Here is a 22,552-nt window from a genome sequence, read left to right as displayed (position 1 = left end):
AACTATGTTTTTAGATAAGTCAGAATTAAAAACCGTTTCGACAGAGGAAATTATTAATAGAATCATTAGTAACGATGATGCTATTATAGTAGATATAATCGATGAAAGTATTGATTTAATGGCGGGGTACTTATACCAATATTACGACACGGAAGCTATTTTTTCGGCTACCGGAGAAAATCGAAATAAAACGATTTTAAAGCACTTAAAAGGGGTTGTTATACACGAAATATACATTCGTAGAACAAAGGCATTTAACGAGGTGGCAAAAACGCGCTATGACGAGGCAATGCTATGGCTTGAAAAGATTTCAGAGGGAAAAATAAAGCCGCCGTTACCAATACGAATACTTGATACCGACGGGGACGGTATTCCTGACACCGAAGCCACTTTTATGAAAGTTGGCGGAAGAAAAAATTATCAAAATCATTTTTAGATGTCAGATTTAGCCGAGTTGCAAAACCTTTTAAATAAGGCCGCAAAACAAATACCGGAAAAAGCGCTACAAATTATCGGTGTTGAGGGTATTAAATTTATTGAGAAAAACTTTAGGGATGGGGCTTTTACGGATACAAGTACCCGTAAATGGGAAGAAAGAAAAACCGAGGACAATCAGGGACAAGATATTACTCGGTATAGGACTAATCGTGTGGGTAGAGCCGGTAGGCTTAACAGATATGGGAGTAAAATTCAAGATCGTGCGTTATTAGTCGGTTACGGAACCGGAGGAGATAAATTAAAAAACTCTTTTAGGTATCGTATAAATCGCGGCAGTAGAGCCGTTCAATTTTATACATATAAGAAATACGCCCAACGACATAATGAGGGCTTAGACGGTATGCCAAGACGCCAATTTATGGGGAAATCGGCTTATTATAATCAGCAGATTTTTAAAAAGCTAAAAAAGGAAACGGACAAACTATTAAGATAATTCTATGCACAATAAATTAAAAAACGCAAGACAAAAGACCGCGATTAAGGCGGCCAAAAATACTGTTAAACTATCCGGTAATGCTGTAGGAAAGAAAGTAAGCCTTTCCGGCGCAGACGCGCACAATATCGAAAAAGTTACGAGCTTAATGGTTGACGTTATCCGCCGACAAAAAAGACTTTGGCGTAAAGAAATAACGGACTGGCAAGCCGCGAGATATGCTTATTATAACTCCCAAATACCAAGAAACTATCAAATGCAGGAAGTTTACGACGATATCGAACTAGACGGGCATTTAACGGGTATTAGCGAAGACCGGACATTAAGCTGTACAAATGAAACTTACGTCTTTGGAGTTGACAAAATTAAAGACGATGAGCTAACCAAATATATTGAAGACCAGGAATGGTTTGATTATTTAATTGAAGCGGCGCACAAATCAATATACCGGGGTGAAACGTTTATATGGATCAAGGATTTTGAAAAGGGGAATATAAAAGAAGTCGAGGTAATAGATCGTAGCCTTTTTGTTCCCGGACAAAAAATTTTACTATACGACATTAATAGTAATAAAGGCCTTGATGTCTCAGAAATAGACGATATTTTGTTATACGCTAAACTTTATAACAATATTGGTTTATTTGAAAAAGCGGCCGTATATGCAATTCTAAAACGGCATTCGTGGGGAAGTTGGGACGAATTTGAAGAACTTTTCGGAATTCCAATCAGAATTGCAAAAATTGCCTCGCAATCCGAAAAAGTAAAAAATGAGGTAGCCGGGTGGCTTGAGGAAATGGGCTCCGCGCCGTATGCCGTTTTTCCAATGGGTACGGAGGTCGATATAAAAGAAAATAGTAAGACTGATGCATTTAACGTCTTCTTTCAAAAAATTAAAGCCTTAGACGCCGAATTATCAAAATTAGTGTTACACCAAACTATGACAACCGAAAACGGGTCAAGTAAGGCACAAGGAACAGTTCACGAAAACACGCTGAATAGGCTTATCAAAAGCGATAAAAAGAAAATGCTATCATTTCTTAACAAAAGACTTGTTCCGGCTATGCGTAAATTAGGGTATGTAATCCCCGAAAACGCTAAAATTATGATTGAAAAACTTAAAGACCCGAACGAACAAATTACAATTGACGGCCAATTACTCTCAAACGGTTATATCCTTAAAAAAGATTACATCGAGGGGACTTATGGCGTAGAAATTGAGTACATGCCCACACCCGGAGCCGTTAATAATGAAAAGACGGACACGGCAAAAAAGCACTAAGCCTACTTAAATTAAATTATCGAAGTCAATGCTGCGGTTCTAATCCGGAGCCAATTAAATTAAACAAAGATGATTTTTTAAGTAGGCTAATGGATGACTATTTAAGGCAATTGTTTGATGACCGAATAGTATCAAAAGAGAACAGGAAGAAATTATTTCAATATTACTATCAGGAATTTTCAAAAGCCGTTGACGTTGGTTATAGCCCTGATTTAGAAATGTACGACCCCGCAATCGGACACTCTCTAAAATATAGTATGGCCGAGTTTTCCGCATTTAAGGAAACCAGTTTTAAAAAGCAATTAGAGGCCGCACTAACAAAGAACGGGGAAATAGTTAGCTGGGGAGAATTTAAAAAAGCGGCAGAGGAGCTAAACATCGACTACAATATGCGTTGGCTTAAAACTGAGTATCACCAAACAATCGCAACGGCCAATATGGTCGAGAAATGGAAAGATTTTGAGGCAGACGCAGACCTATATCCTAACCTAAAATTTGTGACTGTGGGGGATGCAAGAGTAAGAGAACTACATAAGGTATTAGACGGGTTAATTTTACCTATAACACACGATTTTTGGAAAACTCATGTACCGCCGTTAGATTTTGGTTGTCGATGCACGATTGAGCAAACGGATGAAGACGCAAGCGAGAAAATACCGGATTTAAAAGTTAAACCGGCTTTTGAAAATAACGCCGCATTAAGTGGAAAGATATTTGACGAAATACCCTATATAAATGGCCTTAGTGATTCAGAAATTGAAGAAACTAAAAATAATATAGATGACTTTTTAAAGGACGTTTAAAAAACAAAAGCCCCATAAAGGGGCTTTTGTTTTAAATGATATTTAATAGCTTTTTAAAAAAGGTTTAATTGCGAGGCTTTTCTCGTTTCTCTTGATGCATCTCTATAAATACCCTCGTAGTTTATAATTGCGTCGACTGTGCGGCTTGATAAAAACACTTTTTTTGCAACTTCATCAATTACCGCGTCGATACGCCATTTAGGGTTTTTAGCCTGTAAATCGTAAAACATTTTACGTACAACGGTGTTTCGTTCGTTAAGTCTTTCTGTCCGAGTCATAAGACAAAGATAAATAAGAGTTTTCAGACTAACAAAACGAATTTTATTCTTGTACTTTCTCTGCAATCAATTTATTAAAATACTCTTTGAAATCTTCTATATTTTTATAAGTGGAGTTACTGACCGTTATAAAAGGCACTCCCTTATTAAAATAGAATTTCGCCACATCTTGCCCGGTTCGTAGTGAAACATCGGACTTCCCGGAGGGTTTCTCAAAATTTATTGAAGTTTGCCAAAACTCAACAAAAAAACTAATCAGCCTCTCTTTGGAACCGGTTATTTTAAGCGACTTTATGGTATATATGTCATTTACTTTTCCAACGTTATATGTGAAAATCAAATTTTTGCTACCGGAAAAAGACAAACGGTCTGTATATTCAATTTTATAGGTTCCCCCGCTGTGTAGTAGTTTTGAATCATCGGTATTTGTAACCGTCATATTTAGCCTATAATTCATAAACTCACTTATATTGTTAGTAATATAATTCATATCAAAATATGTTATTTGGCTTGTAAAATGATACGGGTCTTTTACAACATTTTTTGCTGGGTAAAATGGTGAGACCTCTTGTGCTTGTATCATACACCCAATTAGAATGGCGAGTAACGTAATGATATTTTTCATGTTTAATAATTAATTTTTACAAATCTAATATTTTTAAATACTGCAACTTTATGGATTTCCGTAAAAAAATAATGAAGGCTTCTAATAACTTTGCTATCGCCATAAACGCGTACAAAACACAATAATTAAAATACGTATTAATACGTATTTTTAGTACTAAATGTGAAGTTTTACGGAAATCCGTATTTTAAAAAAAAATAAAATTATATTCTTTGCGAGATCAAATTATGTATTAAATATGAACAATAGAAAATTACGAAACCGTTTTCCCGTGTTTGTTTTTATGCTGATCGCGCTTTTTGGCTGTGAGCTTGAGCAAGATGCAATACAAAAAAACAGCTATCAGGAAAAGGTAAAGATTAGGCATAGTACTTTCGATGCGCTATTAAAAGAACAAAATTTTGTTAACGCATTTTCAAAGTTAAGTAAAGGCAAAAATAAGGGCACACAATCAAAAACAGTCATGGAGGCCGAATATGGTTTTAGTATTGTCCCTAATACGGCGAATGTTATAGAAAGTGGACACAGCACTTCTTACACCTTTAAAATAACCCGGCAAATTAACAACCCTGAATATTTCGAAAACTTAGTTATTAATAGAGACAGTTTGAGTGAAATAACCGCATATATTTTAAAGTACATCCCGTCAAAACCATTAAGTCCAAGTGGCATACATCAATCTTTCCATTTTGAGGGAGGTGTTAGTATTACTCCTATTGTATATAACGGGTCGGAAATAAGCAAAACAACTATCTGTATAACGGCTCAAATATTAATGTGTAATCAGGCATGGAGCTCAACAAACACCGGCGTACACGTTGCGACTAATGATTGTCAAGACCAAAACCATTTATTTTACTCTCCCGTTACGACCTGTTACACTACTAATGGAAATATTGGTGGCGGTGGTGACGGTGATCCGGGGGTAACTGTTCCTATTGGTGACGATGGCGGCGGCGGCGGCGGCGGCGGTGGTGACGCGTCAACTGGAGGGGGTGCTCCCCCTAATAATTGCCCGCGATGTCCAATTTTTGTTACGGCTCCTATTGAAGAAATAGACCCCGTAACTCCAACTCCGCCTACGCCATGTAACCATTTAAAAAATTTAACCGCATCCCCGGCCGTAAAAAGTTCTTTTAAAACCTTAGACGGTCGCAAGAGCCAAGACGGTGAATGGGGGTTCGGCTTTCAGACCTATAATAGTACTTCGAATTCTATTATGCCACCAAATGTCATTGAGGCCACATACAATGACCCTAACAAATTGAATATGGAAAAAGCAATTGGAGGAAACTATATCGGCGCGTCCCATACGCACCCTCACATTTCCTACGGTTATTTTCCTATGTATAGTTATGACGATCTACTATATTTAATGAAAGTAGCGGTTAAGCACAATAATGGCGGACAGCCTAAGGACTGGACAAAATACGTATTAACTTTGACAACCTATGACGGTATATTTGCAATTAAAATAAAAGACCCTAATAAATTTTTTACGGCTATGGGGCAAAAAGGGGACGCCATAAAGGAGCGTATTCAAGATGATTATCGCGCGCTCTCTACCGGGGCGTCTATGGATACGTTCAAAAAAACATTTCTTAAAATCTTAGCGGATTTTGATTTAGGAGCCGGTTTATACGAGGGAAGTGTCGATTTGAGTTCGGGAGACTTAGCAAATACTAATTTTAATTGGGGCGAATTATCTCAAAGCAAAGGAAAAATTGTTAACACACCGTGCCCTTAATAAAAAAAAATTGTATCTTTTAAAAATGAAAAAAATGAAAAAAATCATATATAGTACAATAGCAAGTATGGCCACTTTTTATGGGTGTGCCCAAAGCCCAGTAATTGATAGATTTGGGGGCACATCTGCTGACAAAGTTGAAAATGCGTATTACAAGGACGTTAATGGCCTATTGAATCAATACGTTGGAACTTGGATTTATTCTAACGGAAATAAGACGTTTAAAGTTGTTTTTGCTAAAAAACCGATGATGTATGTGTCCAGTTTTAAAAATTATTACGAGGACTATTTAGCCGGAGAATTTCAATATATAGAAAATGGAGTTGAAAAGGTTAACACATTAGCTAATTTAAGTAATTCTTATTCAAATATTAGGGATTATAATTTGTATTCGGTGGCTATGATGAAAAAGGATTCATACCCTTTATGCCCGGAATGTGGGGAGAATGAAAAGCGGCTGTTAATGTTTTTTAATGAGCCCTCGCGTAGAAATATTTGGAGCGGGATAAGTAATAATTTTGTGATCAGAAGATTTGTAGAGAATGGCCAAGAAAAACTTAAAGTACAATTTGTATATACCGGAAACGGCCTTGAAACATTAAACTCGTTTGACGGTGAATCCACAAATATAAATACTTTTAATGTCCCATACGGCGAATACATTTTGACTAAGCAGCCTTAACGTTATATAATTTAACGATACAAAAAAAGCCAAGTAATTTACTTGGCTTTTTTTTCAATTATCCCACCAACGCTGATTTATAAAAACTTCTGCGTATGGGTAAGGAGTTCCCTCCTTTGTTTTAAGTTTTTTGTATTCGGGTAGTTTCATTAGTAATTTAATCTTTTCGGCGTCTTTTAGCTTTTCCCACCGTTCACGTGCTATTTTCTTTTTGGATAAAGCATTATACGGATAATTAGGCCAAAAAGCTGTATCAAACCCTAAATCAAGTTCAGATTTAATAATCTCGAAATTTTCTTTTAATTTTTCCCGCCAAGCATCAATTAGCATCTGTTGGCCGGGAAAGTGACCGGTCTTGAAAAGCCAGTTATACTGTTTTAAGGATAACTCACCGTCTAACACTTCAAAACTTCTAAAAGTGCCGTTTAAACCGTATTTAAAAACCCAAATATACCCGTCTTCTTTACTTCTTACTGTATAAGTGGTTAATGGTTCCGTCATACTAATTTTTGGTGTAATTCATTTGTCAATTTATTTAATATTACTCGGGTGTAATCATCTTTAAGTAATGGCCAAAGCTCCCGCAAGATATTTAACAAACCGTGTGCCTCAAAGTATTTTAAGGTTACTTTTCGTTTTTCCTCACTGAATAAGGTATGGTTTTTTACTTCTTTCTTTTTTAAGGTTTGGAACTTATCCCAAACCTCAAAAGCAATCGATCTTGTTAGTTTATCTTCGGGTTTTGTGCAAGGCTGTAGACACTCCAGTAATTCAAGCATTTTACACACGGCCATTATTTGGTCAACTGTTAATTGCAGCGCTATTTTCATATACATTCTATTTTAGGTTCGCTTAATATTTGCCCACATGATTTACATACTAACACCGTTGTTTCACAGTTTACACAGGATTCAACTACTCGCAAATACTTATCATTATGGGGGCAATCAATCTCGATATTGTCTCCCATTAACTATGGCGTTTAGCGTTCATAATTTCTAAAGCGGATATTATTTTACTCACCTCCAAAGAGCTCATTTTTTTAAGGGGTTTCCTTACCGGTGATTTATCTGATTTAAGCCAATTACTAAGTCTATCTAAATCCGCAATTTCGCCATAACGATCATTTTCAACGCCCCAACCTTTTTGAATACACAATGAAAGTATATACTTATGCTGTTTGTTTTTTGGGTTGAAAATAGCCCAATTATCCTTTTTTATCATCTAAGAAATAAGTTTAATTGTGTGGGCGTTTACCCTTATAAATTTTGCCCCCGAAGCTATTTTCTGTGATTCTATCTTCTTTGCCTTTTCCAAAATGGTGGCGGCTTGTTTTTTTTCGTACTTCAGTTCGTCGTGAATTGACAAGTGCTTTGTCATAGCTCCACTTGGTTTTACTTTTCTTGTTGCCATGTTTTTTTAATTGATTATTCTTTATTTTTTAAAAAATTGGATTTTGAGAGAGCCCGTAGAACTCGTTATTGCCGCATTTAGGGCATACGTTCTCTCTCCATCCGTCGCCGATTTCTTTCTCCGTTTTTTCGGCAGTAGTTCCAATCCATTTGCATTTTTTATTTGTGCATTCATAAGCCTTTGGGGATTCACCCGATTTAACGTATTTTCTATTTTTCATTTTGAGAAACTTTAATGTTTAGTAATAATTAATAGCAGTATAAAATGGCGGCTAACGTGAATGTTATATATTAGAAAATTGTAAATTTATTGTTTGCCATTGGCCGTTCTCATCGCGTTTTTCGAAATTTATATAGTCCTTTGAATGCGAGTATTGATAGCTTTCTTTTAATAGTTCAATTCCGCGTTTCCAATTATTATCATTAAACCGATTTTCCATAGCGTATAATTTTTGTACTAAATGAATATCCAATTCCCCTTTTTTTCTTTCCAATAAGGACATGATTAAATCTCTTGTGTCCTGGTCATCCGCGAACTTTGAGTTTACAAAGTCAATTATGTGCTTTTCGGCTTGGTGGGATCGCTCGTCAAACGTAGCCTTTCCCTGTCTTTTATAAGTTACCCTCATGCCCTCGTGCTCAATTCTAAAGTTGCCTTTCCCGTCTGCATGCCTTGAGCTATATTCCTGTAAAATTGCGTAAACGGTTTGCATATCGTCGAAAGCATCTTTTTTGAAACCAGCCAACATAAGGCTTAACCTGTAGGCCTTTGCTACAAGCCTCAATACTGTTTCAGCCTTTAAATCTTCGTAGACTTTCTTATGATTTAATTTTTCGATTCTCTCGCTCTCTCTCGCCTCTTTTAATTCTGCCTCTAATTGGGCAACTGATTTTTTTTGTTTCTGTGCTTCCATAGTTCTAATAGTTTATTTTTTTGTTTGCTCCTTAGGAGCCCAATTCTATATTTTTAATTATTGCTACAATCTTTTTGTTTAGTTCCTCCGGTACTTGTAATCTGCGAACATCTTTTTGGTCTAATTCTCCAGTAAAAAAGTTTTGCGAGTCGAATAAGGAGCCCCTCTCTTGGTTAATTAAAATCCTTTCGCAAACGGTTAATTCGTTTTCTAATGTATCGTATTGTAAGGCCGTAAAAAGGGTGTCTAAACGTTCGGCTATATAAATAGGCGAGTAATACTCAAATGCTTTCATTTTCTAACTGGATTAAATTCTCTCTTAATTTTCTTAAATCGGTTTCGATCAAAGTACGGTTCGGGTGGTTGTGGTTATGCTCAAGCCAATATTCAAGCTCCCGGATTTTATTTTTAATTTGCTGTGGTGTCATTGCTGATTGTAATTGGTTTTTTAGCGTTATTAATTAATACTTTAGGGTATCTCTTAAAAATTATTTCGGAAACGCCGTAAAAGAGTTTCATTGCAACACTTGGTTTTATTCCTGAAAAGCCGTCGTAAGACTGCATTATTGTTAAAAACTCCTTTTCACACTTAGAAAATTCAGTATTGAAGTAATTACAGACGGGTCTATTGGCCACTATTTTTTGTAAATCATTATGGCTGTTTATTGCAAATTCGGTACACCATGCTAAGTAAATGTCCGATACGATTGACTCGTATTGCTCCGGCGTTATATTAAGCCTTACTAAAATTGGGTTCATTCGTTAATTGTTTATGATTTGACTTCCGTGATATAACATTGCCGTTTTTTCGTCAACTACTATTGTTCCGCCGGGACATCGCCCGGAAACAAAAGCGGTTAGTCCTACTACTCGAATTATGATTTTTGCCAACTTTTTACACAATTTTGCGGTAGAGGTGTACGGCTCTTTGTTGTCCTCATGCGCTAAAAAAATAAAAGTTGTATTTGGAAATTCGTCTTTAAGAGTGTATAACTGCCCGTTTTTCAATTCGTTTACATAGACTGTAATATTGTCCACAATTACGATTTTAGGGCTTTGCCGTTTATTTAGTTTAGCCTTTAGGTTTTCTAAATCTATATACTCAATAAACTTTAGTTTTTTAATCTTTGGGTCTAACTTTGCCCGCTCGGCGTTTGCTTGAAATTCTTTTCCGGTTCCCTCTTCGGCGGATACATAAAGGACGCTTTCAAATTTTGTTAAGTACTCGGCCAGTTTTAACGTAAAAAATGTCTTTCCGTTTTTTTCGTTACCATAAATTAGCCAAAACCCGCCTTTAGCTATAACCCCCAACACTAGAAGCCAAATTCCGTCAAATTCAAAGTTTTTATATTTCTTTTCTAATAGTGATTTTGTCGATATTGCTCGCGCCATAATTATGCTCCAATCTTTATAAGGGTTTCTAAATATCTAAGAGTTGCCTCTTTGTTTATACATTTATTAATAAGTGGTTTTACTTTTGTTTGGTCTTCTACGTTAGCACTTGCAACAGCTCCGATCAGTTCTGAATAAAAAGCCTGTCTATCCATTTTGCCGTTAGGAACGAGCTTAATAAATTCGTCTGAGAACCGAGAGAATATTTCAGCGTAACCGACTTTCTTACCGGAAATGCCTCGCTCTACTTTAGAGCGTAACCCATCTGCGCCAATCATATACCAACCACAAGCCCCGTCCGTTCCGTTCCATAATTCTTTTACTTCTAAAAAAGCGCCGTATTCTAAATCTCCGGCCTCATCAAGTATAACAAGGGGCTTTTCAAGAGTTGTCAAGTAATATTTTAAGTTTGCTTTTACTTCGATATATTTTCCGCCGTTATCGATTCCAACCGTTTTTGCAATTAATCGAATAAATTGCTGTTTAGTCTTAGCCTGTGAGCAATCCACATAAAAAGTGTTTTTCATTGTTCGGCTGATATGCTTTGCACAGGCCGTTTTGCCGATCCCGCAGTCATCAACTAATATCATGGATTTACTAAATTCTTTGCAGAAGTGTAAACTGTCTTCCATATTGTTATAAACTGATGTACGCGTAATCTTCCATTTATCGTCATAAACTTTTACCTGCAATTCTCGGCCAAGAGCTATCCAAGAGGTGTCGGACAACAGCCTGTTAGTCTCTCCTTTTTTTAGCCTTGAATAAATAGCGGGCTTTATGCCTTTTGATTTTGCGTAGTCTGAATCAGAGCCTCCGTAATTTTCTCTTTGTTCGAAAAGGGCTTTAATTACTTTCTGTTTAAATTCGTTTGTAAGGTTCATATTTCTTTGGGTTAAATATTAAAAGTTGATCGCCATGCGCTAGGTGTACTTTTGTTACCGATATACGTATATTCGTCTTCTATCTCGTCATGGAAAACTTCCGCCGGTTCCTCTCTCAATTCAAAGCGTTTAAGGTTTGGAATTTTGAAGCCGTTGTTAAGCGTCTTCGGGGTATTGTCGATAATGTTTATATTTTCAATACTATTTCTTTGTCTCTTGGCAAAAGCCTCGACAGATGCAACGTAAGCGCTTTGTAAAATTTGTGCCTCTTTATCTGCGTCGGTTCTATTCATTGAAGCCCTGTTATATCTTGGCATTTCCATAGCTTCGCAAATAAGCCGGTCTTTATGGTAAACGTGGGCTTTAAGCACTGAGCCGTCATTTGCGTCTAACCAATAAACATCAACTTCTTTACCCTCGATAACTTTCATTTGTTGTATTAAAGCCTCGCCAGTAAGTATTTTCCCGTTCTCGGCTATTGCTCTTTTTCTCCCCTGTAATTTAATGTACCCTAAATGACATGACGTTTCCGTTTTATGCCCTAAAACCGGTAGTATTGCCGTCCAATTTGTTGGCTTTAAATTAGGGGCTTGGTTCATTGTGAAATATTCCCAACGTGTTACTTCGCCGTTTTCCGGGTGTGGCATATTATTCGAAAGCTCAATATCTTTTAACCGCTCATTAACTAAAGTGTCATAAGGAATAACGAGCTTTTTATCGGTTCGTTTTTGCAACGCCTCGGACTTTGCATGTGGCCGGGCTAACCATCCTAAGTTTTCCTTTTCTACGTTATTCCTGAGAGTGCCAAATGCTCTTTCAATATATTTACCTCGTGCGTTATTTGCCTCTATTCTCACGGCGTCAAACATTGCTCCGGGACGTAGTAAATTATCTTTGAAACTGCTATTTAGGGAGCTTTCACATTCTAGCTCATACGGCAGGCAAAAACCCCATTCAGTATAATTTCTGATCATTTGGCGGTAGAACTCTACTATTAATCCCTCCTTTGATTTCCCGTAAACAAATGTTGTAAAACAACGACTTGCGACATCTAAACCTAAATAAAACCACATTCGATCACCGTTTTCGTTATAAACAAATGGGGGTTGTCGGTCATCAATTGAAATAAGCTCGCCTGAGAGCGTTGGCAAATCTAATTGGTGGTGCGGTTTATACAGTCCCATATATTTTTGTCTGTCGCCACTTCTAGCATGGTGCGTGGCAATTCTATTTTCCCATTTATTGATATAATTTATTATTGTAGATTGGGAAAGCGGTTTAAATTCTTTAGGGTTATATATTTCGCCTGTGTCCTCGTTAAATACTTCCGCGTATCCGTTTAGAAATGCCTCATAATTGCGCGCAACCTCTGTTGGTGTGGGTTTATGTGCCTGATTCTTAAAAAGCGCATTAAAAACCATTTCAACGTGTTCATCTACTTTGCGGGCATTTTGTTTTCCGGTTCCGTTCGGGTCTTTAATCAATGAATAATATTTATTTTCTTTAAAGTCCTTTAAAGCCGCTTTAAATCTCTTTGAGGTAGGTAAAGTGTGTTCCGTTTGATACTTTGCTCTAAGCGTATTTTGGAAACTCTCAACATCAAAAATTAATGTTTCCGTTATGCCTCTAAGTGAGCCTTTCATTCTAATACGTTCCTCCATTCGTTTTTGTTCTAGTTTTATCGTTGCTTGCATAACACTTGCGTTTATGATGTACCGCTCCTGTTCATCCCCCTTTAAATTTTTTCCACTTCTCTTAAATTCGCCGTAATAGCGTACGGCATCGGCATCGAATTGGAAAAAAATTTCAAGTGGGTGATTAACTTTTCGCGGGTCGCCAATTGCCTCCTGTATTTCCGGTTTTAGGGTGTCAAAGTTTATTAACAGCTTTCTACCATTACCGCCGATTTGTAGGCGCTTAACTCCAAAAGGTTTGTCTTTGTATCTATACAACTCAACTTGTAAAGATTTTAGAGATTTCCAAAAACGCGGTACAAGCTCATCCGCTTCAACGGCAATCTCAGTATGTGAAAATTGAAATGGCATAGTTTTTTAATCTTTTGATTGTTACTACTAGATTTAATTGGCTTTTTTGAAATTTTCAAAAGTTTTACGTAAATCCGTTTTTAAGTCCTGATAATCCTTACGAATTTTGTCGGCCGTAATGCTATTACGCGTACCGCTCAGGCATTGCCTTATATACTGGGCTGTAAGGCTGTGCTTTTCAACTAATGCCGAAATAATTTCGGGGCTATAAGTGTATTTTTTGTTTTTTCTGATACCTTTGTCCATTGCTTAAATAGTTTCTTATTGTGCAGCAAAAGTATAGAGTATATTCTATATAAACAAATAAAATTGAGTATATAATCTAAAAATTATAGAATGATTGTCGATAGAATTTTACAATTCATTGAATATAAAACAATTAGTAAAAATAAATTTTACACAAAAACTGGTCTTTCTAATGGGTTCTTAGACAAGGTTAAGGATATTGGCGCGTCAAAAATAGAGCAAATACTCAACGCGTATCCGGAGATTTGTCCGGAATGGCTTGTTCTTGGAAGTGGAAATATGCTTAAAAGTGAGCCTATTATTGCAATTCCTAATAATGGTATTGTTGCCGGCATTCCTTTGGTTAATGTTACGGCTATGGGCGGTTTTGGCAATTCTAGTTTTTCTATAAGTGATCAGGACGTAAAGGATTATTACGTTATTCCTAAATTCAAAACCAAAAAAATTGATTTTATGATTGAAGTTGAGGGGAGTAGCATGTACCCGAAGTATAGTAGCGGGGATGTTGTCGCCTGTAGAGTGATAAACGAAAAAAACTTCATTCAATGGAATAAAACACACGTTGTTGCCACAAAGGGGCAAGGAATTATAATAAAACGAATTAAAAAGGGCGGCGATGATTCCCTGTTAATGATTTCAGATAATAAAGATTATGAACCTTTCGAGGTTCCAGTGGAAGAAATAGACGGTATGGCTCTTGTTGTTGGTGTTATAAGACTAGAGTAATTATATTATTTACTGTTTTTGTCTTCCCATACCAATAAAACAACACGCAAATAGCTGATATGCAGTGCTTTTATGTGTATTTTTTTTGTTATACTATTGTAACTATCATCGTTGAGTTAAATGTTTTTATGAAGAAAAGGGCATTATATTGATATTAGTTGGTTGAAAACAGGATAAAAAAAACCTGTTACTGTTAACCCAACTGTTAACCCAACTGTTAACCTAAGCAACTAAACCGGTTTTATCGAGTCAATCTATTTGTAATAAAAAAAGCCCGTAAAAAAGGGCTGTTTTTAATGCGTTTTAATCGCTTAACTGCTTAATAATGGTAGTATTTAGCAGTTATTAGCGCAAAATGGAAATTAAAGCCGTTTAAATGGAAATTAAAGGCTATTTAACCGGTAATTAAATCCCCATTAACGGTAATTAATTGCACAATTTGAATTAATTGATAAAAAGGGTTTTTCGCCCCTAATTAACTGAATTTTAAGGGGTTTTTAGGGTTTTTTATAAATACTATATATTACATTTTAATTAATAGCCCATATAATAGGTCAGAAATAGTGCTATGGGTAAATAAATGGCATAACCGATAATTGTTTTGGTAGTTTCCATAATTGTAAATGTTTGATGTTATTGAATTAATGCTTGAACGTAATTTTTGATTGCAAAAATGTTGATATAGTGTAAAGCCGCTAAGGTGAAAATGATAGCGGATGTTTTCAGGGCAACACTTTCAAAGAGCATTTCCAGAGAGGTTATTTTCTCCCAGTTGAGCAGTGTCATCGCGCAGTAACCAATGTTGATGAGGTAATAACCGGTTAACAGTACTTTATTGATCTGCTGGCATAATTCCTTGTGGTTGGGTAAAAGGGTTGCCACAAAAATGTTTCCGTTCTGATAGCAGATTTTACCAATCCTGACGATGATGAAGATCATGATCGCCAGAAAGAACAGGTAGGCGGGAATGTTGTAGTTCATGGTTCAGCTTCTTTTTGTTTTTTACAGTTATATCAGAACCTTCAACAAAGAATACGGATTCCGGTTGCTGGTTTGTTAGTGCTTTGAAAGCAGTACCGTAATTGCTCTCGAAGTCAACATTAATGCGGTAGTTTTTTACCGGGTAATAATGCCATCTGGGATGCGTCACTTCATATTCGAACGTTACTTCTTTGGTGTATCGGGTATAGCCAAAATAATGTTCGGTAATAAAATCGATTTCAGTATCCGGATCAATTTCACTGCGAAAATCATAAGCGTTTACCGCTATAGTATTCCATTTGGATTTGTTTTGCCATTCGTAGGAAACCGTGCGGATTTCGGCGTCAAGTTTGTTGGTGTGTTTAATCGGAGCAGTACTGTAATGCTCTTTATAAAGCGAATTGGCGATTAGTGTTATGGCTTTTTTAGGAACAATTTCCTTGATAAAAACCACACCCCGTTTCCATTGCCCGTCTTCAAAACGCTTTACATAGAAACGCAGGTTGATCTCATCAAAATGAACATGATACGGAACCCGGATCCCTAAAACCCTGGTATTTCTGAACTGAAAGCCGATTAGGCTGATATAGTGTTTGTTGTTCCAGGAATCCAGTTCGGTTCCGGCGGGCAGATACTGTTGTAATACATCCGGATCGATGGTGTAATTAGCTATAATCAGGTTTTTCCATTGTGCAGTTAAGAAGTTCATAATTTATTGTATTTATTAAACTTTCAGAAAAAAATGAAACATTTATTTAAATTTTTTTTACTTCATGATTTTGAGAACCAGTTTGGTTAACCAGTTGTCTTTATATTCGGTGATTTTGTCCAGTACATTATCGGCTTTTAAAACAAAGTCATGCAACTTGGTTGTCTGTTCCACAAAGTGTCTGGCTTCGGCAGATTGGGTATCTTCTATAGAGGAAACCTCTTTTAAAATTTTTAACGCAGGCTTCAGTTCCCTTTTGCTTCTTTCCTGGGAAATTTTTACCGCCAGTTCGTCCAGATCTTTTTCGGCAGTGAAAAACTCTTTACGCTCGCCGGCTTTGTATTCTTTGTATACAATTCCCCAATCAATCAGCCCTCTGAGGTTCATACTGGCATTACCTCTGGAAATCATTAATTCTTCCATAATGTCTTCCATAGAAAGCGGTTCGGAAGCAACCATCAGCAAAGCATGAATCTGAGCCATTGTTTTGTTAATGCCCCACTGAGAGCCTAAGGCGCCCCATGTTTGTACAAATTTATTTTTTGCTTCGTTGAATTCCATGAGACAAATGTATAACTAAATTTCTAAACTTTCAAAAATAATTGAAAGTTTGTTTAAAAAAATAACCCGAAATCATATCGGGTTATTGTAAATTATAGTAATCCGGCTCTTTTTAACAGGGCTTCCGGTTTTGGTTCCTGTCCTCTGAAATTTTTATACAATGTCATCGGATGGTCCGTTCCGCCTTGCGACAGGATATTGTCTTTGAATTTTTGGGCAACTTCACGGTTGAAAATTCCCTGTTCCTGGAAATAAGCAAATGCATCGGCATCCAGTACTTCAGCCCATTTGTAGCTGTAATACCCGGAAGAATATCCGCCCTGGAAGATGTGCGAAAAGGCAGTACTCATGACATTTTCGGCTACGTCCGGATATAACTTTGTGGAAGCAAACTGTTCGTTTTCAAAAGCTTTGATGTTTGTAACAGCCGATGGATCCTGACCGTGCCATCCCATGTCTAATAAACCGAAGCTTAGCTGACGCAGGGTTGCCATTCCTTCCAGAAAGCTGGCGCTTTCCTTTATTTTTTCAACATATTCCATCGGGATAATAGCGCCGGTCTGGTAATGTCTGGCAAATAAAGCCAAAGCTTCCGGTTCGTAACACCAGTTTTCCATTACCTGACTTGGTAATTCCACGAAATCCCAGAAAACACTGGTTCCGGAAAGACTCGGGTAGGTAGTGTTGGCTAACATTCCGTGTAGGGCATGTCCGAATTCATGGAATAAAGTTGTCACTTCGTTAAACGTCAGTAATGATGGCTTGGTTTCGGTTGGTTTTGTAAAATTACAAACGATGGACACATGCGGCCGTTCATTTTTTCCGTTTTGTATGTATTGCGGCTTGAAGGAAGTCATCCATGCTCCGTTGCGTTTTCCTTTTCTCGGGAAGAAATCGGCATAAAATACCGCTACTAAATTTCCTTCAAAATCGGTTACCTCAAATGTCTGTACTTCTTCATGGTATTTGTCAATATCGGATACTTCTTTAAAAGTGATGCCAAATAATTTTCCGGCCACTTCAAAAGCACCGTTCAGGACGTTTTCCAATTGGAAATACGGTTTTAATTTTTCGTCATCCAGATTGAAAAGCTCCTGTTTTAATTTTTCAGCATAATAAGCGCCGTCCCATTTTTCCAGGTGGTCAATGGCATCCAGTTGTTTGGCAAAATTGGTTAACTGCGCAAATTCTTTTTCGGCAGCCGGTTTTGCTTTTGTGAGTAAGTCGGTCAGGAACGTTTTTACTTTTGCCGGATTTTGAGCCATTCTTTCTTCTAGAACAAAATGGGCATGTGTTTCATAACCCAGTAAATTGGCTCTTTCGTGTCTTAGATTGGCAATACGGATCACGATTTCCTGATTGTCATACGGATTGTTCTGGAAACCTTTGCTGCCAAAAGCGATTGCAATTTGTCTGCGCAGTTCCCGGTTGTTGGCATAGGTTACAAACGGCAGGTAACTCGGATGGTCTAATGTAAAGATCCAGCCTTCTTTGTCGTGGCTTTTTGCAAGGGCATGTGCCGCTTCTATCGTTCCTTCCGGTAAACCTTTTAAATCACTTTCGCTGGTAATGTGCAGCTCGTAATTGTTGGTTTCTGCCAGTACGTTTTCACCGAATGTAAGCGATAGTTTGGCTAATTCGGTATCGATTTCCCGTAAACGTGTTTTTTTGTCTTCTGCCAATAAAGCACCGTTTCTGGAAAATCCTTTATATTTTTTAGTTAAAAGCGTATGTTGTTCTGTGGTAAGATTCAGGCTGTCAATTTGTGCATAAACGGCTTTTACTCTATCGAATAAAGCGACATTTAACGTAATGTCATTGCTGAAAGCTGTTAAAAGCGGCGATACTTCCTGTGCAATTTTCTGCATTTCGTCACTTGTTTCTGCCGAGTTCAGGTTAAAGAAAACAGACGATAAACGGTCCAGTGTTTCACCGGCATAATCCAGAGCTGCAATAGTATTTTCAAACGTTGCCGGTTCCGGGTTATTGGTAATGCTGTTTATCTCTTCACGGGCAAGTGCAATACTTTCGGTAAAAGCAGCGGCATAATCGGCTGTTTTTATTTTTGAGAAAGGCGCAGTATTGTGTTTTGTATTGAATTTTTCTGTTAAAATGCTCATATATAGTTTGTTGTTGTTTTTAAACGTGTTATTTTTGTAAAACATATTCCAATTGCAAATAACCCTTTTTTAATCCAAATCAAAACTGAACAAAAAAAATGACTGGTACTTTTGTATCGGTTTTGCCCCAAAGAAGCTCTGACCACAAGAGCTTTTTTTTATTTGTTTAGATTCTCAGATGCCTTTAGAACGGCTTGTTTTAAACCTTCTTTATAACCGGAAATTTTGTCCTGTATGTTTTTATCATGACTGCCGATAATTTGCGCGGCTAAGATTCCGGCATTTTTGGCACCGTTTAAAGCTACGGTTGCCACCGGAACACCGCCCGGCATTTGCAGAATGGATAAAACGCTGTCCCAGCCATCAATAGAATTGCTGGATTTAACCGGTACGCCAATTACGGGTAGCGGCGACATGGAAGCAACCATTCCCGGTAAGTGCGCAGCACCTCCGGCACCGGCTATAATTACGGCGATACCTCTTTTATGGGCATGGGTGCTGAAATCAAAAAGTTTTTCCGGTGTGCGGTGTGCCGACACGATATCGACTTCCGTTTCAATTCCGAATTCTTTTAAAATATCGATGGCATCCTGCATTACCGGCATATCCGAAATGCTTCCCATTATAATGGCTACTTTACTCATTGGTGTGTGTTGTTTTTTTGTCTATTGCTGACTAATTACTTTTATCGTGTTTTTTACTTCCTCGGCAATTTTCCGGGCCTTGGCAATGTCTTCATTAACGATCGTTACGTGGCCCATTTTCCGGAACGGACGGGTTTCTCGTTTTCCGTAAATATGCGGAGTTACACCGTCAATCGCTAATATTTTGTCAATATTCTTGTAAACTACCGGGCCGGAAAACCCTTCTTCGCCTACTAAATTAACCATAATTCCGGCTGCTTTGCTGTCGGTATTGCCTAATGGCAGGTCCAAAATAGCGCGGATGTGCTGTTCAAATTGGGAAGTATAGCTGGCTTCAATGGAGTAGTGACCGGAATTGTGCGGTCTTGGCGCTACTTCATTGACCAATATGTCGTCGTTTTTGGTCTGGAACATTTCTACAGCAAGTAAGCCTACATGGTTGAATTTTTCCGAAACCTGTAAAGCGATTTCCCGGGCTTTACGGGCAACTTCTTCCTCAATGCGCGCCGGGCAGATCACATATTCCACCTGGTTGGCTTCCGGATGAAATTCCATTTCCACAACAGGATAGGTTTTGATTGCTCCCGAAGGATTGCGGGTGACAATCACTGCCAGTTCATTTTTAAAAGGGACCATTTGTTCGGCAATACATTCCGTATCGGGCAAATCGAGAACATCCATAGTAGAACGGATGATCTTTACTCCGTTGCCATCATAGCCAAACTGGGCACTTTTCCATACGAAAGGCAATTCAAGTTCGTCGTTTTCCAATGCCTTTGCCAGTGCATTCTTGTCTACAAAACGCTGGTGTGGTGAGGTCGGAATACCATTGGCGAAGTAAAAATCTTTCTGTCTTCCTTTATTTTGGATCAGGCGCAGTGTTTTTGGAGAAGGATAAACTTTTAGTCCCTCTGTTTCCAATTGATCTAAAGCGTCCAGATTGACATTCTCAATTTCGATGGTGAGCAGGTCAACCAACTGGCCAAATTTGTAAACCGTATCGAAGTCCATCAGGTCACCCTGGAAAAACCGGGTAGCTCCAAATTGGCATGGTGCTTCCGGACTCGGGTCCAATACATAGGTTTGAATATCGAATTTCCGGGTTTCAGACAAAAGCATTTTGCCTAATTGTCCGCCACCTAAAATTCCTAATTTAAAATCGGAAGAAAAATAATTCATTGTGTTGTTGTTTGTTGTGCAAAGATACTTATCAAAAGATAAAACACAATTGATAATTTTTGTTTTTGATCCGGATACTATTTTTTAAAAGAAATGTTTTAAAAACATGTATAATGTTTGATTTGTGACAAAATCCAATTAATGGGTTGTTTTTTAACAATTTAATTGTAGGGTAATTATAAATATTGTAAATTGTGCTAACGTTTAATCAAAAAAGCACATATTATGATTAAAAAACTACTTTATGGACTAGTACTTGCTCCATTGTTTAGCTATGGGCAGTTCTTACAAAATTTTGACGCAGGAACAACGATTCCTGCCGGTTGGACAGTTGCTAACGGTGGTGATACCGGAACCTGGCAAATTATCGATTTCTCTTCTTCAACAACGCTTACAGCACACAGCGGCACGAATGCGGCCGGAATCAGATACGGATCCACAGCCCACGATGATTATTTGATTACACCGGCTATTACGGTTACAGCAGGTGTATCGGACTTCCTGACTTTTTGGGGAAGAAGCAGAGATCCGCTTTTTCCGGAGGTAATTAGTGTGAAAATATCTACAACAGGAACAGCTCCGGCTAATTTTACAATAGTATTGGATCCTAACGTAGCACCATCCAGCGGCGCTTCTTTCTATAAATACCAATATGACTTAACACCTTATATAGGACAAACCATTTATGTTGGTTTCTATTCTTCAACAACAGACATGTTCTATTTTGATATTGATGATGTTGAGGTAACGGCTTTACCGGCTTGTTTGGCGCCAACCAATCCTTTGGTTGCAGGAGTTACTTCTCAAACAGCTGATTTGTCGTGGACAGCCGCTACTGGAAATTTCCAGGTACAATACGGTGCACCGGGATTTACGGCAGGATCAGGAACAGCAGCTCCTCCTGTGGTTGGGGCAACTACTACTACTTTAAGCGGCTTAACAGCAAATACTGCCTATGAGTATTATGTGAGAAGAGATTGCGGAAGTGGAACATACAGTGCCTGGGTTGGTCCTAAAGCATTTACAACAAGTTGTGCTTCGGTAACGGCATTTCCATTTACGGAAGGTTTTGATAATGCGACGATTCCTTCCTGCTGGAGTAATGAAACGATTTCGGGTACTGCAAACTGGACCTATGTTACTGCAAACGGAAATAGTTCTATTACACCAAGAACCGGAGCGCGAATGGCTGAATTCAGAACAGCGACTACCGGTAATAAAACAAAACTGGTTTCGCCTCCATTGGATTTAACAGGAGTGGCGAGCCCTCAGTTGGATTTCTATTATGCAAATGTTAACTGGTTTGGTGATATCGACGAATTAAGAGTGTATTACAAAACAAGTGCAGGCGGATCATGGGTACAGTTAGGGACTGATTATATTACTGAACATACAGCCTGGACTCAGGTAACATTGCCATTGCCAAATCCATCGGCAACATATTTCATTGCTTTTGAAGGTACTTCAAATTGGGCAAGAGGTCTGAACCTTGATGATGTAACGGTTAGCAGTTCTTTAGCAAATGCCAGCTTTACAGAAGCAGCTTTCAGAGCTTATCCGAACCCGGTTAAAAATGCGTTGAATTTAGCGTATAATGAGACGATTTCTTCCGTTGAGATTTATAACCTTTTAGGGCAAAAAGTTTTGGCTCAAAAAGTAAATCTTTCTGAAACACAAATCGATATGAGCAATCTTTCAGCAGGTAATTATTTGGTGAAAGTTTATGCCGGTGATTTAGTGAAAACAATTAAGATCATTAAAGAATAATCCAGACAATTGATCGGGAATATAAAGGCAGCTCTAAGAGCTGCCTTTGTTTTTTTAGATTTTCTTTAAAATCCTTTTGGCTACACTTTTATAGGCAGGTGTGTGGTTCGGGAAATCCTGGGATAAGATCTGTTTTAATTCCGGATAGACCCATGCCTCCGTTTTGCCAATGAGGTATAAGGTTTGGATGGCATAGGCTTTTGAGGCTACTTTCATATCGTTGATCAGCCAGTCAAAGCAGGTTTCGGTGATTTTCTGAAGATTGTCCTGTGATAAAACAGACTGCTTTTTATTATTGTGGGTAACTAAAAACAGTACAATTTTGGATATCGGGCGAATGGCGCTGTCGTTCGTGAACTTATTGATGGTTTCGCAGAAAATGTTGGTGTACGGAAAGATAAAATCCAGTTTTTGTTCTAAAACCAGTTCCATGACCCAGCAGGCTCTGTGGTGGTTTTTGTCTTTCAGATTGGTGGCTAACGAAAATAAATCGCTGAATAAACCGGGATTTTCAAACAGGTAAGCGGTGTTTTGTTCCCTGCTGGCACGATGTGCGGTGCTGTTCGCAATTTTAGTATAGAAAATTTCGTTCATTTTTTTCTAAGAATCTTCATCGAAAATACAAATTAA

At 37.8% G+C, this 22,552-nt stretch carries 27 protein-coding genes; 8 read left to right on the top strand and 19 right to left on the bottom strand.

The window, feature by feature from the left end; translation table 11 throughout:
• The first annotated feature begins 4 nt into the window (after positions 1 to 4).
• The 4 genes from B3394_RS03875 to B3394_RS03860 all read left to right on the top strand — a co-directional run bounded on the left by B3394_RS03875 (position 5) and on the right by B3394_RS03860 (position 3,013).
• Positions 5 to 436, top strand: a complete 432-nt coding sequence (locus B3394_RS03875) for a phage protein Gp36 family protein (protein WP_286913124.1) — start codon at positions 5 to 7, stop codon at positions 434 to 436.
• Positions 437 to 931, top strand: a complete 495-nt coding sequence (locus tag B3394_RS03870; protein ID WP_286913122.1) for a phage morphogenesis protein — start codon at positions 437 to 439, stop codon at positions 929 to 931.
• Positions 932 to 935: 4 nt separating this feature from the next.
• A complete protein-coding gene (locus B3394_RS03865) occupies positions 936 to 2,210 on the top strand; it encodes a phage portal protein family protein (RefSeq protein ID WP_286913115.1) in 1,275 nt (424 codons plus the stop codon).
• An 89-nt stretch (positions 2,211 to 2,299) separates the two neighbouring features.
• Positions 2,300 to 3,013 carry a phage minor head protein gene (locus B3394_RS03860; protein WP_286913114.1) on the top strand — a complete coding sequence of 238 codons (714 nt, stop codon included), beginning with the start codon at positions 2,300 to 2,302 and terminating at the stop codon, positions 3,011 to 3,013.
• Positions 3,014 to 3,334: 321 nt separating this feature from the next.
• Here B3394_RS03860 and B3394_RS03855 read toward each other — a convergent pair whose 3' ends face one another.
• Positions 3,335 to 3,916, bottom strand: coding sequence for a hypothetical protein (locus B3394_RS03855; protein WP_286913112.1), 582 nt, complete (start codon positions 3,914 to 3,916; stop codon positions 3,335 to 3,337).
• 238 nt (positions 3,917 to 4,154) lie between these two features.
• Here B3394_RS03855 and B3394_RS03850 point away from each other — a divergent pair, with 238 nt between their 5' ends.
• Positions 4,155 to 5,663, top strand: a complete 1,509-nt coding sequence (locus B3394_RS03850; RefSeq protein ID WP_286913105.1) for a hypothetical protein — start codon at positions 4,155 to 4,157, stop codon at positions 5,661 to 5,663.
• 34 nt (positions 5,664 to 5,697) lie between these two features.
• Entirely contained in the window at positions 5,698 to 6,345 is a 648-nt protein-coding gene (locus B3394_RS03845) for a DUF6705 family protein (RefSeq protein ID WP_286913099.1), read from the top strand.
• 54 nt (positions 6,346 to 6,399) lie between these two features.
• Here the strand turns inward: B3394_RS03845 and B3394_RS03840 are convergent, their stop codons facing one another.
• From B3394_RS03840 to B3394_RS03790, 11 genes are all read right to left on the bottom strand, one after another.
• Entirely contained in the window at positions 6,400 to 6,846 is a 447-nt protein-coding gene (locus tag B3394_RS03840) for a hypothetical protein (protein WP_286913095.1), read from the bottom strand.
• Entirely contained in the window at positions 6,843 to 7,175 is a 333-nt protein-coding gene (locus tag B3394_RS03835) for a hypothetical protein (RefSeq protein WP_286913091.1), read from the bottom strand. The genes B3394_RS03840 and B3394_RS03835 overlap by 4 nt, the downstream gene beginning before the upstream one ends.
• 139 nt (positions 7,176 to 7,314) lie before the next feature.
• Positions 7,315 to 7,569: a hypothetical protein gene (locus B3394_RS03830; protein ID WP_286913088.1), complete on the bottom strand. Its 255-nt coding sequence runs from the start codon at positions 7,567 to 7,569 to the stop codon at positions 7,315 to 7,317.
• Positions 7,570 to 7,758, bottom strand: a complete 189-nt coding sequence (locus B3394_RS03825; protein WP_286913084.1) for a hypothetical protein — start codon at positions 7,756 to 7,758, stop codon at positions 7,570 to 7,572. It abuts the gene before it with no gap.
• 28 nt (positions 7,759 to 7,786) lie between these two features.
• On the bottom strand, positions 7,787 to 7,978 hold the full coding sequence (locus B3394_RS03820) for a hypothetical protein (RefSeq protein ID WP_286913081.1): 192 nt from the start codon (positions 7,976 to 7,978) through the stop codon (positions 7,787 to 7,789).
• Between the two features lie 63 nt (positions 7,979 to 8,041).
• Positions 8,042 to 8,671, bottom strand: coding sequence for a DUF3164 family protein (locus tag B3394_RS03815; RefSeq protein WP_286913079.1), 630 nt, complete (start codon positions 8,669 to 8,671; stop codon positions 8,042 to 8,044).
• Positions 8,672 to 8,702: 31 nt separating this feature from the next.
• Positions 8,703 to 8,966: a hypothetical protein gene (locus B3394_RS03810; protein WP_286913074.1), complete on the bottom strand. Its 264-nt coding sequence runs from the start codon at positions 8,964 to 8,966 to the stop codon at positions 8,703 to 8,705.
• Positions 8,967 to 9,079: 113 nt separating this feature from the next.
• On the bottom strand, positions 9,080 to 9,430 hold the full coding sequence (locus B3394_RS03805; protein WP_286913070.1) for a hypothetical protein: 351 nt from the start codon (positions 9,428 to 9,430) through the stop codon (positions 9,080 to 9,082).
• A gap of 3 nt (positions 9,431 to 9,433) precedes the next feature.
• Positions 9,434 to 10,063 (bottom strand): AAA family ATPase, encoded by a 630-nt coding sequence (locus B3394_RS03800; protein ID WP_286913066.1) that lies wholly within the window; start codon positions 10,061 to 10,063, stop codon positions 9,434 to 9,436.
• A 2-nt stretch (positions 10,064 to 10,065) separates the two neighbouring features.
• Positions 10,066 to 10,944, bottom strand: coding sequence for an ATP-binding protein (locus tag B3394_RS03795; protein ID WP_286913062.1), 879 nt, complete (start codon positions 10,942 to 10,944; stop codon positions 10,066 to 10,068).
• Positions 10,945 to 10,955: 11 nt separating this feature from the next.
• Positions 10,956 to 12,989 (bottom strand): hypothetical protein, encoded by a 2,034-nt coding sequence (locus B3394_RS03790; protein ID WP_286913060.1) that lies wholly within the window; start codon positions 12,987 to 12,989, stop codon positions 10,956 to 10,958.
• A 336-nt stretch (positions 12,990 to 13,325) separates the two neighbouring features.
• On the opposite strand from B3394_RS03790, the gene B3394_RS03785 reads away from it, so the two are divergent.
• Positions 13,326 to 13,961: a S24 family peptidase gene (locus B3394_RS03785; protein WP_286913057.1), complete on the top strand. Its 636-nt coding sequence runs from the start codon at positions 13,326 to 13,328 to the stop codon at positions 13,959 to 13,961.
• Positions 13,962 to 14,594: 633 nt separating this feature from the next.
• On the opposite strand, the gene B3394_RS03780 is transcribed toward B3394_RS03785, so the two are convergent.
• From B3394_RS03780 to B3394_RS03755, 6 genes are all read right to left on the bottom strand, one after another.
• A complete protein-coding gene (locus tag B3394_RS03780; RefSeq protein ID WP_273246421.1) occupies positions 14,595 to 14,942 on the bottom strand; it encodes a hypothetical protein in 348 nt (115 codons plus the stop codon).
• Positions 14,872 to 15,651, bottom strand: a complete 780-nt coding sequence (locus B3394_RS03775) for a YqjF family protein (protein ID WP_286913054.1) — start codon at positions 15,649 to 15,651, stop codon at positions 14,872 to 14,874. Before B3394_RS03775 ends, B3394_RS03780 begins: the two co-directional genes overlap by 71 nt.
• A gap of 57 nt (positions 15,652 to 15,708) precedes the next feature.
• The gene (locus B3394_RS03770; protein WP_273246419.1) at positions 15,709 to 16,212 is read right to left on the bottom strand and encodes a GbsR/MarR family transcriptional regulator; all 504 of its coding nucleotides are present in this window, start codon (positions 16,210 to 16,212) and stop codon (positions 15,709 to 15,711) included.
• Between the two features lie 92 nt (positions 16,213 to 16,304).
• The gene (locus tag B3394_RS03765; protein WP_286913052.1) at positions 16,305 to 18,332 is read right to left on the bottom strand and encodes a M3 family metallopeptidase; all 2,028 of its coding nucleotides are present in this window, start codon (positions 18,330 to 18,332) and stop codon (positions 16,305 to 16,307) included.
• A gap of 158 nt (positions 18,333 to 18,490) precedes the next feature.
• Complete coding sequence (gene purE / locus B3394_RS03760) at positions 18,491 to 18,976, bottom strand: 5-(carboxyamino)imidazole ribonucleotide mutase (protein ID WP_177732355.1); 486 nt, start codon at positions 18,974 to 18,976, stop codon at positions 18,491 to 18,493.
• Positions 18,977 to 18,997: 21 nt separating this feature from the next.
• Positions 18,998 to 20,155: a 5-(carboxyamino)imidazole ribonucleotide synthase gene (locus B3394_RS03755; RefSeq protein WP_286913048.1), complete on the bottom strand. Its 1,158-nt coding sequence runs from the start codon at positions 20,153 to 20,155 to the stop codon at positions 18,998 to 19,000.
• Between the two features lie 225 nt (positions 20,156 to 20,380).
• Between B3394_RS03755 and B3394_RS03750 the strand changes: the two genes are divergently transcribed.
• The gene (locus B3394_RS03750) at positions 20,381 to 21,922 is read left to right on the top strand and encodes a T9SS-dependent choice-of-anchor J family protein (RefSeq protein WP_286913045.1); all 1,542 of its coding nucleotides are present in this window, start codon (positions 20,381 to 20,383) and stop codon (positions 21,920 to 21,922) included.
• A gap of 54 nt (positions 21,923 to 21,976) precedes the next feature.
• On the opposite strand, the gene B3394_RS03745 is transcribed toward B3394_RS03750, so the two are convergent.
• Positions 21,977 to 22,516: a hypothetical protein gene (locus B3394_RS03745; RefSeq protein ID WP_286913041.1), complete on the bottom strand. Its 540-nt coding sequence runs from the start codon at positions 22,514 to 22,516 to the stop codon at positions 21,977 to 21,979.
• Positions 22,517 to 22,552 lie beyond the last annotated feature (36 nt).

This window comes from Flavobacterium sp. UBA4197 (assembly GCF_002379575.1).
Taxonomy (GTDB): domain Bacteria; phylum Bacteroidota; class Bacteroidia; order Flavobacteriales; family Flavobacteriaceae; genus Flavobacterium; species Flavobacterium inviolabile.
The sequence above is the reverse complement of the archived record's forward strand: the minus strand, read 5'-3'. Positions and strand labels throughout refer to the sequence as shown.

Coding starts and splice junctions, on each gene's coding strand:
- B3394_RS03755 (WP_286913048.1), bottom strand. CDS start 20,155: ATGAATTATTTTTCTTCCGATTTTAAATTAGGAATTTTAGGTGGCGGA.
- B3394_RS03765 (WP_286913052.1), bottom strand. CDS start 18,332: ATGAGCATTTTAACAGAAAAATTCAATACAAAACACAATACTGCGCCT.
- B3394_RS03850 (WP_286913105.1), top strand. CDS start 4,155: ATGAACAATAGAAAATTACGAAACCGTTTTCCCGTGTTTGTTTTTATG.
- B3394_RS03860 (WP_286913114.1), top strand. CDS start 2,300: ATGGATGACTATTTAAGGCAATTGTTTGATGACCGAATAGTATCAAAA.
- B3394_RS03830 (WP_286913088.1), bottom strand. CDS start 7,569: ATGATAAAAAAGGATAATTGGGCTATTTTCAACCCAAAAAACAAACAG.
- B3394_RS03855 (WP_286913112.1), bottom strand. CDS start 3,916: ATGAAAAATATCATTACGTTACTCGCCATTCTAATTGGGTGTATGATA.
- B3394_RS03820 (WP_286913081.1), bottom strand. CDS start 7,978: ATGAAAAATAGAAAATACGTTAAATCGGGTGAATCCCCAAAGGCTTAT.
- B3394_RS03845 (WP_286913099.1), top strand. CDS start 5,698: ATGAAAAAAATCATATATAGTACAATAGCAAGTATGGCCACTTTTTAT.
- B3394_RS03795 (WP_286913062.1), bottom strand. CDS start 10,944: ATGAACCTTACAAACGAATTTAAACAGAAAGTAATTAAAGCCCTTTTC.
- B3394_RS03805 (WP_286913070.1), bottom strand. CDS start 9,430: ATGAACCCAATTTTAGTAAGGCTTAATATAACGCCGGAGCAATACGAG.
- B3394_RS03835 (WP_286913091.1), bottom strand. CDS start 7,175: ATGAAAATAGCGCTGCAATTAACAGTTGACCAAATAATGGCCGTGTGT.
- B3394_RS03780 (WP_273246421.1), bottom strand. CDS start 14,942: ATGAACTACAACATTCCCGCCTACCTGTTCTTTCTGGCGATCATGATC.
- B3394_RS03785 (WP_286913057.1), top strand. CDS start 13,326: ATGATTGTCGATAGAATTTTACAATTCATTGAATATAAAACAATTAGT.
- B3394_RS03865 (WP_286913115.1), top strand. CDS start 936: ATGCACAATAAATTAAAAAACGCAAGACAAAAGACCGCGATTAAGGCG.
- B3394_RS03810 (WP_286913074.1), bottom strand. CDS start 8,966: ATGAAAGCATTTGAGTATTACTCGCCTATTTATATAGCCGAACGTTTA.
- B3394_RS03840 (WP_286913095.1), bottom strand. CDS start 6,846: ATGACGGAACCATTAACCACTTATACAGTAAGAAGTAAAGAAGACGGG.
- B3394_RS03825 (WP_286913084.1), bottom strand. CDS start 7,758: ATGGCAACAAGAAAAGTAAAACCAAGTGGAGCTATGACAAAGCACTTG.
- purE (WP_177732355.1), bottom strand. CDS start 18,976: ATGAGTAAAGTAGCCATTATAATGGGAAGCATTTCGGATATGCCGGTA.
- B3394_RS03875 (WP_286913124.1), top strand. CDS start 5: ATGTTTTTAGATAAGTCAGAATTAAAAACCGTTTCGACAGAGGAAATT.
- B3394_RS03815 (WP_286913079.1), bottom strand. CDS start 8,671: ATGGAAGCACAGAAACAAAAAAAATCAGTTGCCCAATTAGAGGCAGAA.
- B3394_RS03745 (WP_286913041.1), bottom strand. CDS start 22,516: ATGAACGAAATTTTCTATACTAAAATTGCGAACAGCACCGCACATCGT.
- B3394_RS03750 (WP_286913045.1), top strand. CDS start 20,381: ATGATTAAAAAACTACTTTATGGACTAGTACTTGCTCCATTGTTTAGC.
- B3394_RS03775 (WP_286913054.1), bottom strand. CDS start 15,651: ATGAACTTCTTAACTGCACAATGGAAAAACCTGATTATAGCTAATTAC.
- B3394_RS03800 (WP_286913066.1), bottom strand. CDS start 10,063: ATGGCGCGAGCAATATCGACAAAATCACTATTAGAAAAGAAATATAAA.
- B3394_RS03870 (WP_286913122.1), top strand. CDS start 437: ATGTCAGATTTAGCCGAGTTGCAAAACCTTTTAAATAAGGCCGCAAAA.
- B3394_RS03790 (WP_286913060.1), bottom strand. CDS start 12,989: ATGCCATTTCAATTTTCACATACTGAGATTGCCGTTGAAGCGGATGAG.
- B3394_RS03770 (WP_273246419.1), bottom strand. CDS start 16,212: ATGGAATTCAACGAAGCAAAAAATAAATTTGTACAAACATGGGGCGCC.